Genomic DNA, 14,792 nt, shown 5'->3' on the forward strand with positions numbered 1-14,792 from the left:
GTAAGTATCTTCAACGCCAACACCGGCAAGCCCAAGCAATCAAACACTTGCCCGCCGCGCTGGCGCCGGACGGCGGCCGCGGCCACAATGATCTGCGCGAGAAATCTACACGAGGACGAAAACATGACGGCATACCCGCACCTGTTGGCCCCGCTGGACCTGGGCTTCACCACGCTGAAAAACCGCGTGCTGATGGGCTCGATGCACACCGGCCTGGAAGAAGCCCCGCAAGGCTTTGAGAAAATGGCGGCCTTTTACGCCGAGCGCGCCCGCGGCGGCGTGGGCTTGATCGTCACCGGCGGCGTCGGCCCCAATCCGGAGGGCTGTGTCGCCGAAGGCGCGTCCATGCTGGCCGACGAGGCCGAAGTGCCGCACCACAAGCTGGTCACCGACGCGGTGCACGCCGCCGGCGGCAAGATCGCGCTGCAAATCCTGCACTCCGGCCGCTACAGCTTCCAGGAAAAATGCGTGTCCGCCTCGCCGCTGATCGCGCCGATCAACTTCTACAAGCCGCGCGAGCTATCCGACGCCGACGTCTGGCAAACCATCGCCGACTTCGCCCGCTGCGCGCGGCTGGCGCAGCAGGCCGGCTACGACGGCGTGGAGGTGATGGGCTCGGAAGGCTATCTGATCAACCAGTTCATCGCCCGCGCCACCAATAAGCGCAGCGACGACTGGGGCGGAAGCTTTGAAAACCGCATCCGCTTCGCCATTGAAACCGTGAAAGCGGTGCGCGCCGCGGTGGGCAGCGATTTCATCATCATCTACCGGCTGTCCATGCTGGACCTGGTGCAGGACGGCAGTTCCTGGGATGAGGTGGCGCATCTGGCCGGAGAGATCGAGAAGGCCGGCGCCACGCTGATCAATACCGGCATAGGCTGGCACGAGGCGCGGGTGCCCACCATCGCCACCATGGTGCCGCGCGGCGGCTTCGCCTGGGTCACCAAGAAGCTGATGGGCAAGGTGAAGATTCCGCTGATCACCACCAACCGCATCAACACCCCGGAAGTGGCCGAAGAAATCCTGGCCGGCGGCTGCGCCGACATGGTGTCCATGGCGCGCCCCTTCCTGGCCGATCCGGACTTCGTCAACAAGGCCGCCGCCGGCCGCGGCGACGAGATCAACACCTGTATCGGCTGCAACCAGGCCTGTCTGGACCACATCTTCCAGGGCAAGCTGACCAGCTGCCTGGTCAATCCGCGCGCCTGCCGCGAGACCGAACTGAACTACGAAAAAACTGCCCAGGCCAAGAAGCTGGCCGTGGTCGGCGCCGGCCCGGCCGGCCTGGCCTTCGCCACGGTGGCGGCGGAGCGCGGCCATCAAGTGACCTTGTTCGACGCCGCGGCGGAAATCGGCGGCCAGTTCAACGTGGCCAAGCGCATTCCCGGCAAGGAGGAGTTCTACGAAACCCTGCGCTACTTCAAGCGCAAGCTGGAACAAACCGGGGTGGAGCAGCGGCTGAACACTCGAGTGGCCGCGGCGGACCTGGCCGGCTTCGACGAAGTGGTGCTGGCCACCGGCATCGCGCCGCGCACGCCGGAGATTCCCGGCGTGGACCATCCCAAGGTGCTCAACTACCTGGACGTGCTCAAGCACGGCAAGGCGGTTGGCAAGCGCGTCGCCATCATCGGCGCCGGCGGCATCGGCTTCGACACCGCGGAATTCCTGACCCACGAAGGCAAGTCCAGCTCGCTGGACACCGCCGCCTTCATGCGCGAATGGGGCGTGGACATGGCGGTGGAGCATCCGGGCGGCCTCAGCCCGCAAGGCCCGCAACCGCACCCCAGCCCGCGCGAGGTCTACCTCTTGCAGCGCAAAACCAGCAAGGTGGGCGAAAGCCTGGGCAAGACCACGGGCTGGATTCACCGCGCCAGCCTGCAGATGAAGCGGGTGCGCATGCTGTCCGGCGTCAGCTACGACAAGATAGACGACGCCGGTCTGCACATCACGGTCAAAGGCGAGGCTCAGCTGCTGCCGGTGGACAATGTGATCATCTGCGCCGGCCAGGACCCGCTGCGCGAGCTGCAGGCGCCCCTGCAGGTCGCCGGCAAAAGCGTGCATTTGATCGGCGGCGCCGACGTGGCGGCCGAACTGGACGCCAAACGGGCGATCGATCAAGGCTCTCGCCTGGCCGCCCGCATCTGATTCCCGCCCGCTCTCTCGCCGGCCGGCCATGCCGTAAAGACATGGCCGCCGGACTGTCCTAAGCAGGCTCTCAGGCCCGGCTCCGCCGGGCCTGTGCGCTGCCCCCGCCGTTCCCGCCCGCGCTTTTCCGCGCAAAACACCGTCCTTTAGTACAGATCGGCCCTGATAAAACGTTTTAGCTCTTGTTTGACGTTCATTAATTTGTCATCGTTGCGGCCATCGAATTAATTCATATATATGACCATATGACCGACATGCGTCAGGCGGACCTCCGCCTGCCTCTGTACCAGCAAGTGCGCGACGCTTTGGCGCGCGACATCGCCAACCGGGTATGGAAACCCGGCGAAGCGATTCCCACCGAGGCGGAGCTGGTGGGACGCTTCCACACCTCCATCGGCACCATCCGCAAGGCGGTGGATCAATTGGTGGCCGACGAGATGGTGGAACGCCGCCAAGGCAAGGGCACCTTCATCAAACCGGCCAACTTCCAATCCTCGCTGCTGCGCTTTTTCCGCTTTCACGACGCGGCGGGCAATTACCGCATCCCGGAAGCGAAAATCCTGCACCGCGAGCAATTGACGCCGCCGCCGGCCATCGCCGACAGCCTGCAGCTATCGCCGGGCGCACAGGCCATCCACCTGACCCGCTTGCGCTATCTGGACCGCGAGCCCTTGCTGGCCGAGTCCATCTGGCTGCCCGCGACGCGTTTCCAGGCGCTGCTGGCCATTCCGCTGCACAGCTTCGGCGACCTGCTCTATCCGCTGTACGAGGACTGCTGTCATCAGGTGGTGGCCTCCGCGCGTGAAATCCTGACCGCGGAAGCCATCGCCTCGCCGCACGCGGAACTGCTGCAACTGACGCCCGGCACCCCGGCCATCGTGCTGGAGCGGCTGGCCAAGGCCTATGACGGCAGCCCGCTGGAATGGCGCAGCGTGCGCGGCCGCGCCGATAAATTCCGCTATCAGGCGGACATCCGCTGATTCCGCGCCGCCCGCGCCGTGGCAGCGGCGCGCGGCGACGCATCGACAACAAGCAAGAACCATAAAGGGCAGCATCATGTTGCATTGGTATAAGCAGGTTTCGCCGGGTGAACGCAAGACCTTCTGGGGCTGTTTCGGCGGCTGGGCGCTGGACGCGCTGGACGTGCAGATGTTCAGCCTGGCCATCCCGGCGCTGATCGCCGCCTTCAGCCTGAGCAAGGCGGAAGCCGGGATGATAGGCAGCGTGACCCTGGTGGCCTCGGCGCTGGGCGGCTGGATCATGGGCGCGGTGTCGGACCGCGTCGGCCGGGTGCTGGCGCTGCAAATCACCATCGTCTGGTTCTCGCTGTTCACCCTGCTGTCCGGCTTCGCCCAAAGCTATGAGCAATTGCTGGTGTTCAAGGCGCTGCAAGGCTTCGGCTTCGGCGGCGAGTGGGCCGCCGGCGCGGTCCTGATGGCGGAGATCATCCGGCCGGAACACCGCGGCAAGGCGATGGCCTCGGTGCAAAGCGCCTGGGCGGTGGGCTGGGGCGCGTCGGTGCTGCTGTACTCGGCGATCTTCCTGCTGTTCCCGGCGGAAATCGCCTGGCGCGTGATGTTCGGCATCGGCATCCTGCCGGCCTTCTTCATCATCTATATCCGCCGCCACATTCCGGAACCGCCGCGCCGCGAACGTCAGGCCGCGCCCGCGGTGCCGCTGCTGGACATCTTCAAACCCGACGTGCTGCGCATGACCCTGATCGGCTCCTTGATCGGCGTCGGCGCGCACGGCGGCTACGCCGCGCTGATGACCTGGCTGCCGATGTTCCTCAAGACCGAGCGCCACTTGTCCATTCTCGGCACCAGCGGCTATCTGGCGGTGATCATCGTCGCCTTCTGGTGCGGCTGCATGGCCAGCGCCTACCTGCTGGACCGCATCGGCCGCCGTCTCAACCTGCTGCTGTTCTCCGTCTGTTGCGTGGCCACGGTGCTGATCTACGTGTTCGCGCCGCTGAGCAATCCGCTGATGCTGTTCCTGGGCTTTCCGCTGGGCTTCTTCGCCGCCGGCATTCCCTCCAGCCTGGGCGCGCTGTTCAACGAGCTCTACCCCAGCGGCATGCGCGGCGCCGGCGTGGGCTTTTGCTACAACTTCGGCCGCATCCTGTCCGCCGGCTTTCCCTTGCTGGTCGGCTATCTGAGCGACAGCTGGACCCTGGGCGCCTCCATCGGCGTCAGCGCCGCGATGGCTTACGCCATCGTCGCGCTGGCCGTGTTCTGCCTGCCGGAAACCAAGGGCAAGCCGCTGAACGACACGCTGCCGGACCCGCGCGGACCGGAAGCCCGCGACGCCCGCGCCTCGGCCTGAACGGCGGACGCGCCATTTCATTGAAATTGTGAGGTCACCATGGCATTAGACGAAATCGCCAACCAGATCACCGATGACGAGTTCGCCCTGGACACCATCCAGGGCGAGCGGGTCATCATCACCTCGCCCATCATCCTGGGCACGGCCGGCAGCGAATGGGAGGGCTCGCCGATTTTCCGGCGCGACTACCTGCTCGCCCTCTTGTCCCACAGCATCCGGCATAAAGTGCTGGACGCCGCCGACATCGACGCGGCGCTGGACCTGGGCGCCGTGCGCGGCGGCGCCTGTCAGGCCTGCGGCTGAACCCGGCGCCGATGATAGACGGGCACGCCCACATCTTTCTGCGTCAGCTGATAGGCACCGCCCCGCTGCGCTACAAGCCGTACCGGGACGCCCCCTTGCAAGCCTATCTGGCTCAGCTGGATCAGTTCGGCATCGCCGGCGGCGTCCTGGTGCAACCCAGCTTTCTGGGCACGGACAACCGCTATTTATTGCAGGGGCTGCGCGAGAGCGAGGGGCGGCTGCGCGGCATCGCGGTGATCGCGCCGGACTGTCCGCTGCCGGCCATGCGCGCGATGGATGACGCCGGCGTCGTCGGCCTGCGGCTGAATCTGATCGGCCGGCCGCTGCCGGACCTGCACTCGCCGGCGTGGCGCCGCTGTCTGGCGCATGCCGCCAGCCTGGACTGGCAAGTGGAGGTGCACCGCGCGGCGCAGGATTGGCCGGTCTTGCTGCCGCCGCTGCTGGACGCCGGAGTCAAGGTGGTCATCGACCACTTCGGCCGGCCGCATCCTGCTTTGGGGGTGGACGATCCCGGCTTCCGCCGCATGCTGGACGCCGGCGCGGCCAGCGGCCGCGTCTGGGTCAAGATTTCCGCGGCCTATCGCAACGGCCTGGCCGGCCGCGGCGAGGACATCGCCCGCGCCGCGCTGCCGCTGCTGGACAGCGCGCTGGGGCCGGGGCGGCTGCTATGGGGCAGCGATTGGCCGCATACTCAGTTCGGCTCCATCCGCTACGCCCGCACGCTGGAGCTGTTGGAACAGTGGCTGCCGGACGCGGAACGCCGCCGACGCATCACTCACGATACGCCCGCCCGGCTGTTCCGCTTCGACGCGGCTACAGAAAGTGGCGGTCCTCCGCCAAATGACTGGCCGGACAGCTGAACATCAACACCAGCGGCGCGGCGCCGGTATTGCTGAGTTGATGCTGGGTATTGGCCGGCACCACGAAGGAGCTCCGCTCCGCCACCTCATGAGCACGCGCCGCCCCGGTGGCCACATCCACCAGCCTCATCTCGCCTCGGCCGCTGACGATATGGTAGTGCTCGTCGCCATGACGATGATAATGACCGTTGATGGCCACCCCGGGGGCGATTTCGGTTAAATACGTGCTGAAGCCGGCGTCGCCGGCCAATTTCAAAATCTTGATACCCACGCTCTTGTCGTAAACGCCGTTTTCAAGTTCCAACTGCCAATCAATCACCTTCATGATATTCCTAACAAACCGTAATAGCGGACAAAACAAACATTAAAAGCGAGCTATTATTTCAAACCTGCGCGCCTTATGCGCCTTCTCTGTGCGCCTTAATCCTTTAGTACAGTTAATCAAGGCCAAACGGCCATTCGCATTGACACTATCGGAACAAAAAATCTATAAGTGCCCAGCTTAGAGCCTGTTCAAAGCTTAGCGAACAAGAGCGAGACACGGCGTTGCGGCATTAGGAACGCGCGCGCATACGGCGCGCCGCGTTTCAAAACCGGTGTCAACGCCATTCCAAGCATCTCGCCAACGCTCAGCAACCATTGGACGGCGGCCGACGCGACAGCGAGGCCAAGACAGCGCACCCCGACATGACCAACCTCCGCACCAGGCGCACATTATGGACTATCAGCTCGTCTCCCCTGAACGCTTCACCGAAGAGCAAAGCGAATTCGTGGCTCAGTTCCGCCAATCCGTCACCCAGATCTCCGGCCAGACCGACATGATCGTCGGCGCCAAAGACGCCAACTCCCGTCATCTGGCGTCCAGCGACGCCTACGCCAGAATCGTGGCGCTCAAGCGCGGAGATGACGTGGTGGACCGTCTGGACAAGGAAATGCCCTGCGAAGGCACCGCCCAGTTCGCCGATTGCTATGTGCAGGAAGACTTGGCGCTGATGCAAACCTGCGATCCGACACGCAAGGTCTCCATCCTCAACGTGCATGAATACGGAGACGGCCTCAAGGCGCGGGTGTTCTCCAAGCATCTGCTCAAGCACGAGGCGACGCGCTCCATCCTGGGCACCATCTATTACGCGCATGAAATCGAGATCGCCAACTTCATCAACCTGATGCCCAATTACATTTTGGAATTCGGCGCCGGCTGCAGCATAGAACAGGTGCAGGGCGAATTGAAACTGCTTGACGTGGAATTGACGGAATACGAACAGGAAGTCTGCTTCCTGATGCTGCTGAATTGGGACTTCAAGCAAATCGCCGACTTCATGAACAAATATCGGCCCAAGCCCAAAACCCGGGTGGCGGATTCTATTATCAAGAGCAAAAACTATATCTGCGAAAAACTGGGCCTGCCCTCGCAACGACGCGCCGAATTATGTGATGCGCTGATTGCCGCCGGCATGCACCGCAAAATGCCGACCTCGCTTTTTAGCCGGCTGATCGGCTCCAAACAGCTGTGATATCCAACTGGGTATTCTCCATTTTTCTGGAGTTACCCCATAAGCATAAAAACGCTATGCTCTGAGCCTGGAGCGGTACACCGCGCGGCCGGACTGCCATCCCATGCCGATATCGCCGGCCCATCACGCGGCGAAGCCGGGCGGCCGACGCATCTCGCCGGTTCGCGCCTCAAGCGCGACGCCGCGACGCACTATCGGGATGCCGGCCGCTCGACAATAAAAAAACTTGAAACGCCGCCAAATCCAGCCCTTGCGCAACGCCAAGCGCCTCCCGCCTGCGCGCCGCCTCAGGCGGGCGTCGCAAGGCGACGCCAGGACGGCGAAGCGGCGGCCATTTCAAGATCAACGCGGGCCAAAGAGAAACCATGATGCGACAGGAGTCAGCAATGAGCATACGCGCCTTGAATTATGGCAAGCATTCTGCAAGATCCTTATCGGGAATCGCCAGAAACGTGGAGGCCTTCGCGCTGGACACGATAGACGGCGAACGCGTGATCATCACCCTGCCCGCCATCCAGGGCGAGCAAGGCAGCGAATGGGAAGGATCGTTGATTTTCCGTCACGACTACCTGTTGGAGCTGCTGGCCTACAGCGTGGAACACGGCATCATCAAGCCCGGCGAGGTCAGCAAGGCCTTGATCGACGGCAGTTCGCGGCCCAGCCAGGTCTAAGACCGCGAACAGACGCCAAGCCCGAACCCGAGCATCCTCCAACCGCCGCGCCCTGCGCGGCGGTTTTGCTTTCAGCGGCCGCCTCGGCGGCATATCGCCGCCAGTTCCCCGGCCGCGGTGGCCGGGTCCGCCGCGCCGAACACGCCGCCTATCACCGCGATCGCATCCGCGCCGGCCGCCAGCGCCTGTCCGGCGTTGCCGGCATGGATGCCGCCTATCGCCACCAGGGGCGCGCCCAAGCTGCGCGCCTCGGAGAACAGACCCAGCCCCGCGCGCGCCGCGTCCGGCTTAGTGCCGGACGGAAACACCGCGCCGAAGGCGAGGTAGCTGGCGCCGGCCTCCGCCGCCCGTCGCGCCCGCTCCAGGCTGTCGTAGCAAGACGCGCCTATCAGCGCGCCGGCACCCAGCCGCCGCCGCGCCGCGCTCAGGGCGGCGTCGTCGCGGCCCAGATGCACGCCGTCGGCCCCGACGCGCGCCGCCAGCTCCACATCGTCGTTGATGATGAAGACCACGCTCTTGCGCCGGCACAGCTCGGCCAACGCCTGCGCCTGCTCCAGACGCAAAACCGCGTCCTCGCTCTTGTTGCGGTATTGCAGGATGTCGATGTGCGGCGCCGCCGCCTGCGCCAGGCTCAGCAGCCGCGCGCTGTCCTCGGTGTCCGGCGTGATCGCGTACAGCCCCTTAAGCCTGTCCGGCATCGTCGTCCTCGTCGTCGCCGCGCGCCCAGAACATCCGATCCGGCAGGAACTGGCCCATGCCGGGCCGGAAACCGTTCAGCAAGGCCTGGTAGGTGTATTCCTGCGCCTCCCGCACCGCTTCCGGCAACAGCAGGCCAGTGGCCAGCATGCCGGCGATGGCCGAGGCCAGCGTGCAGCCGGAGCCGTGGTAGCTGCCCGGCAGACGCTCCCAGGCGTCGGAGCGCACCAGGCCGCCGGGACCGTACAGCTGGTTGACCACTTCCTTGGTGTTTTCGTGGGTGCCGGTGATCAGCAGGTGCGGGCAGCCCAGCGCCAGGATGCGCTGCGCGCACTGCTCCAGCGTCAGATCTTCGTCCTCGTCGGCGTCGTTGCTGGCGATGCGCCGCGCTTCTATGCTGTTGGGCGTCAGAATGGACACCTGCGGAATCAGCATGTCGCGCATCGCAGCGATCAGGTCCTCGTCGGCCAACTCGTGGCCGCCGCCGCTGGCCAGCACCGGATCCAGCACCACCGGGATGTCCGGGTAGTCCGCGATCAGCTGCGCCACCACCGCCACGTTCTCCACGCTGCCCAACATGCCGATCTTGAAAGCGGTGACCGGAATGTCTTCCATCAGAAAACGCGCCTGGTCATTGACCCAGTCCGCGTCCAGCACCATAAAGTCATTGATACCGACGGTATCCTGCACCGTAATCGCGGTGATCACCGACAAGGGATGGCATCCCAGGCTGGCCAGCGTCAGAATGTCGGCCTGGATGCCGGCGCCGCCGGAAGGGTCCGAGCCCGCCAGGGTAAGGACCACGGGAGGAGTGGGCTGAGTGGTCAAGACGGAAACCTCTTCGTTCTGTATATGGGCGGAGCGGCCGGCGGGCGCATTGTCAGTGTCGCGGACCACTCTTAGAATAACTGTTTTACTCGATCACAAGGTGATGCGATGCGTACTTGGATGTGTCTGATCTGCGGCTTTATCTACGACGAGGAAGCCGGCCGTCCGGAGGATGGTATCCCGCCGGGCACCAAGTGGGAAGACATTCCGCCCAACTGGACTTGCCCGGATTGCGACGCGCGCAAAGACGATTTCGAAATGGTGGAAATCTGAGCCGGCGCCGCCCGCGTCCGCCGCGATTTCCCGCCGCGCCGCAGCTCGCCGTCCAGGCGGCGTCCGGCGCTCAAGAGGCCATACCGCAATGAAAAGTTTCTGGAGCAAAACCCTGGCCGGCCTGCTGGCCGCCGCCGCCCTCGCCGGCTGTGCCCAGGTCAACACCACCCAGGGCGGCGCCGTCGGCGTCAACCGCGGTCAAACCATGCTGCTGTCCAGCCAGGAAGTGGAGCAGATGTCGGCCAAATCCTATGCCCAGCAGCTGGGCAAGGCGCGCGCCGGCGGCCAGCTCAACGCCGACGCGGCGATGACGGCGCGGGTGCGCAAGATCTCCCAGCGCCTGATTGCCCAGGCGCCGGTATTCCGCCCCGACGCCGCCAAATGGCGTTGGGAAGTCAATGTGATGCGCAATGACGAACCCAACGCCTACGCGATGGCTGGCGGCAAGATCATGGTCTACTCCGGCCTGATCACCAAGCTCAAGCTGAGCGACGCCGAACTGGCGGCCGTCATCGGCCATGAAATCTCGCACGCATTGCGCGAGCACTCGCGCGAAAGCATGAGCCAGGCCTACGCGCAGCAAGTGGGTCTGTCGCTGGTGGGCGCGGTGGCCGGCCTCAGGCAGAACCAGCTGGACATGGCAGCGATGGCCGCCGACGTGGCCTTGTCCAAGCCCAACAGCCGCACCATGGAATCCGAGGCCGACATCATGGGCCTGGAACTGATGGCGCGCGCCGGCTACGACCCCAACGCCGCGGTCAACGTCTGGAACAAAATGCAGGCGGCCGGCAATGGCGGCGGCGTGGAATTCCTGTCCACCCACCCGTCCGGCCCCACCCGCATCCACGACCTGCAGCAGCGCATCCCGCAAGTGATGCCGCTGTACCAGGCCGCGAAGAAAGGCTGAACATGCCCTTGCGCAAAGAGGATATGGACGCGCTGCTGGCCCAGGCCCGCGCCTTGCCGGGCGCCCAGTTCGACATCAAGTGGGAAACCCGGCGCGTGCTCAGCCTGGAAAGCAAGATGTTCGCCCTGTTCAACGATGACACGGTGATGTACAAGGTGGCCGACGACGATTTTCTCGTCCTCAGCGGCCTGCCCGGGGTGCGGCCGGCGCCGTATCTGGCGCGGGCGCGCTGGATAGAAGTGTCGTCGCTGGAGGCGCTGAGCCTGGAGCAGTTGCACGACGGCCTCGCCGACGCGCGGCGCCTGGTGCTGGCCAAGCTGCCCAAGGCGGTCAGACAGCGCTACGAGGCCAACGCATGAGCGCAGCCGGGCCCATCGCCGCGGTGCTGATTCACGTCGCCGATTGGCGCGCCGGACTCGCCTGGTATCAACGGGCTTTTCCAGCGGCGCAAGCCGTAGACCTGCCCGATTTCGACTTCGCCTGCCTGGAATGGCAGGGCGTCTGGCTGGAAATCGTGCGGGCCGACGCCAAGGTGGGCTCCGGCGCGGCCGGCAGCGTCGTCTATTGGCGCAGCGGCGACCTGGACGCCGACATCCATCGGCTGACCGGCCTGGGCGCCGCCTTGTATCGCGGCCCGCTGGCGATAGAAGCGCAACAGGGCATCTGCCAATTGCGGGACCCATGGGGCAATTGCATCGGTTTGCGCGGCCCATGGACGCCCGCCACAAGGACAAGGACACCGTGAGCTACCTTTACCTGAAAGCCTTCCACATCTTCTTCGTGGTGTCCTGGTTCGCCGGGCTGTTCTACCTGCCGCGCCTCTATGTCAATCTGGCGCTGGCGGAACAGGACGCCGAATACCAGCGCCTGCTGCTGATGGCGTGCAAGCTCTACCGCTTCATGACCCCGCTGGCCGCGCTGGCGCTGGCCACCGGTCTTGGCCTGTGGCTGGGCTTCGGCATCGGCGGCGGCTGGCTGCACGCCAAGCTGACCCTGGTGCTGCTCTTGGTCGGCTACCACGGCTGTTGCGGCAAGCTCTACCGCGACTTCGCCGCCAAAACCAACCGCCGCAGCCATACTTGGTTCCGCGTGTTCAACGAACTGCCGGTGCTGGTATTGCTGGCGGTGGTGATTCTGGTGGTGGTCAAACCGTTCTGAGGAGATGGATCGCATGCGCAAATGGATTGCATTGTGGCTGGGCTGCCTGCCCGCCTGGGCCGCCACCCCGCTGCCGCCCAAACCGGCGCTGCCGCCGGAAGTGGTGGCCACGCTGCGCCGCGACGGCGCGGAGCTGCTGCGGCTGCCGATGTGCGTGGACGCCAAGGGCGCTTTTTCCGGCCAGCGGGAGGTCGGCGACGCCCTGCTCAGCATCGGCGGCACCGTCTCCGCGGCGCGCGCCCAGCACAAGCCCTTGCTGAACGCCAACGCCAGCTGGAGCGACCAGGACGGCAAACGCGTGGTCAGCGCCCAAACCCTGATCGGCGCGCAGCCGGAATTGGTGGGGAGCTGGCCGCAACGCGCCACGCCTTACGGCCAGAGCAGCGGCGTAGTCTCTCAGCAAAGCAGCCTGTCGCTGTATCTGCAGATCTCGCCGCGGGCGGAAGCCTGCGGTAAACCCAAGGGCGAACAGATCGCCCATTAGAAGCTGTTCAATGTCCGCTGCGCTGCGGCGATACAGCGTTGAACCGGCTGGAGTAGGTATAAAATGGCAGTGGAAATCGAACGCCGCTTCATCGTCGTAGGCGACGCCTGGCGCGGCCTGGCCCCAGGCGTGCAATACCGCCAGGGTTATCTATCGGTGGAAAAGGAACGCACCGTGCGCGTGCGCGTGGTCGGAGATCAGGCCTGGCTGACATTGAAAAGCAATATCAGCAACGTCAGCCGCCACGAGTTCGAATACCCGGTGCCGCTGGCCGACGCGCAAACCATCATGGGAGCGATGTGCCCGATGGTGGTGGACAAGCTGCGCCACCGCATCGAGCACGGCGGCTTCATCTGGGAAGTGGACGAATTTTTCGGCGACAACGCCGGCCTGATCTTGGCCGAAATCGAGCTGCCGGATGAAAGCACCTCATTCGACCAGCCGGCCTGGATAGGCGATGAAGTCACCGAGGACGGCCGCTACACCAACGCCTATCTGTCCAAGAACCCCTATAGCCGCTGGTAGTCTTGCCGGCCTGACGCCATAGATTAGCGATGGCTCGGATCAAGGCTATGCGAATGGGTTGCCATATTGCAGAACGTAATCATGGTAGCCCATTTTAAATAACTTATGCTCCATCTCTATTTCCGCCGAATCACCCGCGTGCAAAGATTTTAATACGCTTTCCGAAAACTCCATGGCCGCGGTTCCATTCGCCGTGATCAGGTTTCTATCCCGCACCGTTTGCGCTGCGATAAAGCCTGCGTGATGGCGATATTCCGGATATTCCGCCCACAAATGCTGAGCATTGCCCGTATGGCGATAATCATTCAACAAGCCATTCCGCGCCAAAAAATCCACCGCGCCGCAAATTGCCGCCACGACAACCCCTGTTGCCAAGCAAGCGGCAACCCTCTCCCTCAACTCAGAGCTATCCAGGCCCCAGGCGTTGCCGCCGACTAAAACCAACAGCGCGGTATCGCCGGGAATATCCATCAGAGCGTAGTCAACAACCGTTGTAAAACCGCCCATGGATTTGCACACGCCCCGTTCCAAGGAGGCCGTGGCCACCGACCACTGCTTGCTCATCGCCAGCCGGCTGGCCAGAAAAGCGCTTTCCCACTCGGCGTACTCATCCAATAAGAAAAATACGGCTTTTTTCATGACGCGTTCTCTATCGAAAATGACATGGTCAAAAGCATATATCACTCATAGCCCACCCACGCCAGCCTCGGTTAAAATAGCGGCCAATGGCGGGTCCAGCGCCCGCGCCCAATCCGAACACACCCGCGGCCGCGGCCGCCCGACAAGGAAACGCACATGTCCCGCAATCTGGAACTGTTTGAACGTGGCAAGAAATCCATCCCCGGCGGCGTCAACTCGCCGGTGCGGGCCTTCGGCCAGGTCGGCGGCACGCCGCGCTTCGTCCAGCGCGCCGAAGGCGCCTACTTCTGGGACGCCGACGACAAACAGTATCTGGACTATGTAGGCTCCTGGGGTCCGGCCATCGTCGGCCACGCCCACCCGGACGTGGTGCGCGCGGTGCAGGAAGCGGCCGTCGGCGGCCTGTCCTTCGGCGCGCCCACCGAGGGCGAAGTGCTGATCGCCGAGGAAATCCGCAAGCTGCTGCCCTCGGTCGAGCAAGTGCGCCTGGTCTCCTCCGGCACCGAAGCCACCATGTCGGCGATCCGCCTGGCGCGCGGTTTCACCGGCCGCGACCTCATCGTCAAATTCGAAGGCTGCTACCACGGCCACTCCGACAGCCTGCTGGTCAAGGCCGGCTCCGGCCTACTCACCTTCGGCAACCCGTCCTCCGGCGGCGTGCCGGCCGACTGCACCAAGCACACCCTGGTGCTGCAGTACAACGACGTCGAACAGCTGGACAAGACCTTCCGCGAAATCGGCGGCCAGATCGCCTGCGTGATCCTGGAACCGATCGCCGGCAATATGAATTTGATCCAGCCCTCGGCCGAGTTCGTCCAGGCGCTGCGCAGCCTGACCGAACAACACGGCGCGGTGCTGATCTACGACGAAGTAATGACCGGTTTCCGCGTGGCGCTGAACTGCGCCCAGGGCCTGCACGGCGTCAAACCGGACCTGACCACGCTGGGCAAGGTGGTGGGCGGCGGCATGCCGCTGGCGGCCTTTGGCGGCCGCGCCGACATCATGGCCTGCATCGCGCCGCTGGGCAACGTCTACCAGGCCGGCACCCTGTCCGGCAATCCGCTGTCGGTGGCCGCCGGCCTCGCCACCCTCAAGCTGATCCAGCAGCCGGGCTTCCACGCAGAGCTAGGCCGCCGCACCGCGCGTCTGGCCCAGGGCCTGGCCGACGCCGCGCGCGCGGCCGGCGTGACCATGAGCAGCGACAGCGTGGGCGGCATGTTCGGCTTCTACTTCAGCGAGCACGCGCCCAAGTCCTACGCCGAAGCCACCCGCTGCGACATCGAACGCTTTAAGCGCTTCTTCCACGCGATGCTGGACGAAGGCGTCTACCTGGCGCCGTCCGCCTACGAAGCCGGCTTCGTCTCCAGCGCCCACAGCGACGACATCATCGATCAAACCCTGGCCGCCGCAGCCCGCGCGCTGAGCCGCGTCTAAGCCTGAACGCCGCCGCCTCCGCGCGGCGGC

19 protein-coding genes are annotated in these 14,792 nt (G+C 64.6%); 15 read left to right on the forward strand and 4 right to left on the reverse strand.

Going from position 1 to position 14,792, the window contains the following annotated elements; translation table 11 throughout:
* Positions 1–123: 123 nt before the first annotated feature.
* The 5 genes from AB1Z25_RS21335 to AB1Z25_RS21355 all read left to right on the forward strand — a co-directional run bounded on the left by AB1Z25_RS21335 (position 124) and on the right by AB1Z25_RS21355 (position 5,633).
* Positions 124–2,145, forward strand: a complete 2,022-nt coding sequence (locus AB1Z25_RS21335; protein WP_486636122.1) for a 2,4-dienoyl-CoA reductase FMN-binding domain-containing protein — start codon at positions 124–126, stop codon at positions 2,143–2,145.
* A gap of 245 nt (positions 2,146–2,390) precedes the next feature.
* Positions 2,391–3,125, forward strand: coding sequence for a GntR family transcriptional regulator (locus AB1Z25_RS21340; protein WP_486636123.1), 735 nt, complete (start codon positions 2,391–2,393; stop codon positions 3,123–3,125).
* Positions 3,126–3,201: 76 nt separating this feature from the next.
* Positions 3,202–4,470 carry an MFS transporter gene (locus tag AB1Z25_RS21345; RefSeq protein WP_107801180.1) on the forward strand — a complete coding sequence of 423 codons (1,269 nt, stop codon included), beginning with the start codon at positions 3,202–3,204 and terminating at the stop codon, positions 4,468–4,470.
* A 39-nt stretch (positions 4,471–4,509) separates the two neighbouring features.
* The gene (locus AB1Z25_RS21350; protein WP_107801181.1) at positions 4,510–4,773 is read left to right on the forward strand and encodes a hypothetical protein; all 264 of its coding nucleotides are present in this window, start codon (positions 4,510–4,512) and stop codon (positions 4,771–4,773) included.
* A gap of 11 nt (positions 4,774–4,784) precedes the next feature.
* Positions 4,785–5,633 carry an amidohydrolase family protein gene (locus AB1Z25_RS21355; RefSeq protein ID WP_486636124.1) on the forward strand — a complete coding sequence of 283 codons (849 nt, stop codon included), beginning with the start codon at positions 4,785–4,787 and terminating at the stop codon, positions 5,631–5,633.
* Here AB1Z25_RS21355 and AB1Z25_RS21360 read toward each other — a convergent pair.
* The gene (locus AB1Z25_RS21360; RefSeq protein WP_107801183.1) at positions 5,587–5,958 is read right to left on the reverse strand and encodes a cupin domain-containing protein; all 372 of its coding nucleotides are present in this window, start codon (positions 5,956–5,958) and stop codon (positions 5,587–5,589) included. The genes AB1Z25_RS21355 and AB1Z25_RS21360 overlap by 47 nt on opposite strands.
* A gap of 391 nt (positions 5,959–6,349) precedes the next feature.
* Between AB1Z25_RS21360 and AB1Z25_RS21365 the strand changes: the two genes are divergently transcribed.
* Together AB1Z25_RS21365 and AB1Z25_RS21370 are read left to right on the forward strand one after the other, a co-directional pair.
* Positions 6,350–7,147 carry a hypothetical protein gene (locus AB1Z25_RS21365; protein ID WP_107801184.1) on the forward strand — a complete coding sequence of 266 codons (798 nt, stop codon included), beginning with the start codon at positions 6,350–6,352 and terminating at the stop codon, positions 7,145–7,147.
* Positions 7,148–7,533: 386 nt separating this feature from the next.
* Complete coding sequence (locus AB1Z25_RS21370) at positions 7,534–7,818, forward strand: hypothetical protein (protein ID WP_146176757.1); 285 nt, start codon at positions 7,534–7,536, stop codon at positions 7,816–7,818.
* Positions 7,819–7,889: 71 nt separating this feature from the next.
* Here AB1Z25_RS21370 and thiE read toward each other — a convergent pair whose 3' ends face one another.
* On the reverse strand, positions 7,890–8,516 hold the full coding sequence (gene thiE, locus AB1Z25_RS21375; protein WP_486636125.1) for a thiamine phosphate synthase: 627 nt from the start codon (positions 8,514–8,516) through the stop codon (positions 7,890–7,892).
* Positions 8,500–9,342 carry a bifunctional hydroxymethylpyrimidine kinase/phosphomethylpyrimidine kinase gene (gene thiD / locus AB1Z25_RS21380; protein WP_227105696.1) on the reverse strand — a complete coding sequence of 281 codons (843 nt, stop codon included), beginning with the start codon at positions 9,340–9,342 and terminating at the stop codon, positions 8,500–8,502. Before thiD ends, thiE begins: the two co-directional genes overlap by 17 nt.
* A gap of 108 nt (positions 9,343–9,450) precedes the next feature.
* Between thiD and AB1Z25_RS21385 the strand changes: the two genes are divergently transcribed.
* The 7 genes from AB1Z25_RS21385 to AB1Z25_RS21415 all read left to right on the forward strand — a co-directional run bounded on the left by AB1Z25_RS21385 (position 9,451) and on the right by AB1Z25_RS21415 (position 12,689).
* On the forward strand, positions 9,451–9,615 hold the full coding sequence (locus tag AB1Z25_RS21385; protein ID WP_039756174.1) for a rubredoxin: 165 nt from the start codon (positions 9,451–9,453) through the stop codon (positions 9,613–9,615).
* Positions 9,616–9,703: 88 nt separating this feature from the next.
* The gene (locus AB1Z25_RS21390) at positions 9,704–10,522 is read left to right on the forward strand and encodes a M48 family metallopeptidase (RefSeq protein ID WP_107801187.1); all 819 of its coding nucleotides are present in this window, start codon (positions 9,704–9,706) and stop codon (positions 10,520–10,522) included.
* Positions 10,523–10,524: 2 nt separating this feature from the next.
* Positions 10,525–10,881 (forward strand): MmcQ/YjbR family DNA-binding protein, encoded by a 357-nt coding sequence (locus AB1Z25_RS21395; RefSeq protein ID WP_235085757.1) that lies wholly within the window; start codon positions 10,525–10,527, stop codon positions 10,879–10,881.
* Positions 10,878–11,267, forward strand: a complete 390-nt coding sequence (locus AB1Z25_RS21400; protein ID WP_486636126.1) for a VOC family protein — start codon at positions 10,878–10,880, stop codon at positions 11,265–11,267. Before AB1Z25_RS21395 ends, AB1Z25_RS21400 begins: the two co-directional genes overlap by 4 nt.
* Positions 11,234–11,680 carry a CopD family protein gene (locus AB1Z25_RS21405; RefSeq protein ID WP_486636127.1) on the forward strand — a complete coding sequence of 149 codons (447 nt, stop codon included), beginning with the start codon at positions 11,234–11,236 and terminating at the stop codon, positions 11,678–11,680. Before AB1Z25_RS21400 ends, AB1Z25_RS21405 begins: the two co-directional genes overlap by 34 nt.
* Before the next feature lie 13 nt (positions 11,681–11,693).
* Positions 11,694–12,164, forward strand: coding sequence for a hypothetical protein (locus tag AB1Z25_RS21410; RefSeq protein ID WP_235085752.1), 471 nt, complete (start codon positions 11,694–11,696; stop codon positions 12,162–12,164).
* Positions 12,165–12,227: 63 nt separating this feature from the next.
* The gene (locus tag AB1Z25_RS21415; protein ID WP_486636128.1) at positions 12,228–12,689 is read left to right on the forward strand and encodes a CYTH domain-containing protein; all 462 of its coding nucleotides are present in this window, start codon (positions 12,228–12,230) and stop codon (positions 12,687–12,689) included.
* A gap of 45 nt (positions 12,690–12,734) precedes the next feature.
* On the opposite strand, the gene AB1Z25_RS21420 is transcribed toward AB1Z25_RS21415, so the two are convergent.
* The gene (locus tag AB1Z25_RS21420) at positions 12,735–13,328 is read right to left on the reverse strand and encodes a DJ-1/PfpI family protein (RefSeq protein ID WP_486636129.1); all 594 of its coding nucleotides are present in this window, start codon (positions 13,326–13,328) and stop codon (positions 12,735–12,737) included.
* 156 nt (positions 13,329–13,484) lie between these two features.
* On the opposite strand from AB1Z25_RS21420, the gene hemL reads away from it, so the two are divergent.
* Positions 13,485–14,762, forward strand: a complete 1,278-nt coding sequence (gene hemL / locus AB1Z25_RS21425; RefSeq protein WP_486636130.1) for a glutamate-1-semialdehyde 2,1-aminomutase — start codon at positions 13,485–13,487, stop codon at positions 14,760–14,762.
* Positions 14,763–14,792: the final 30 nt, after the last annotated feature.

This window comes from Chromobacterium sp. HL1 (genome assembly GCF_057418835.1).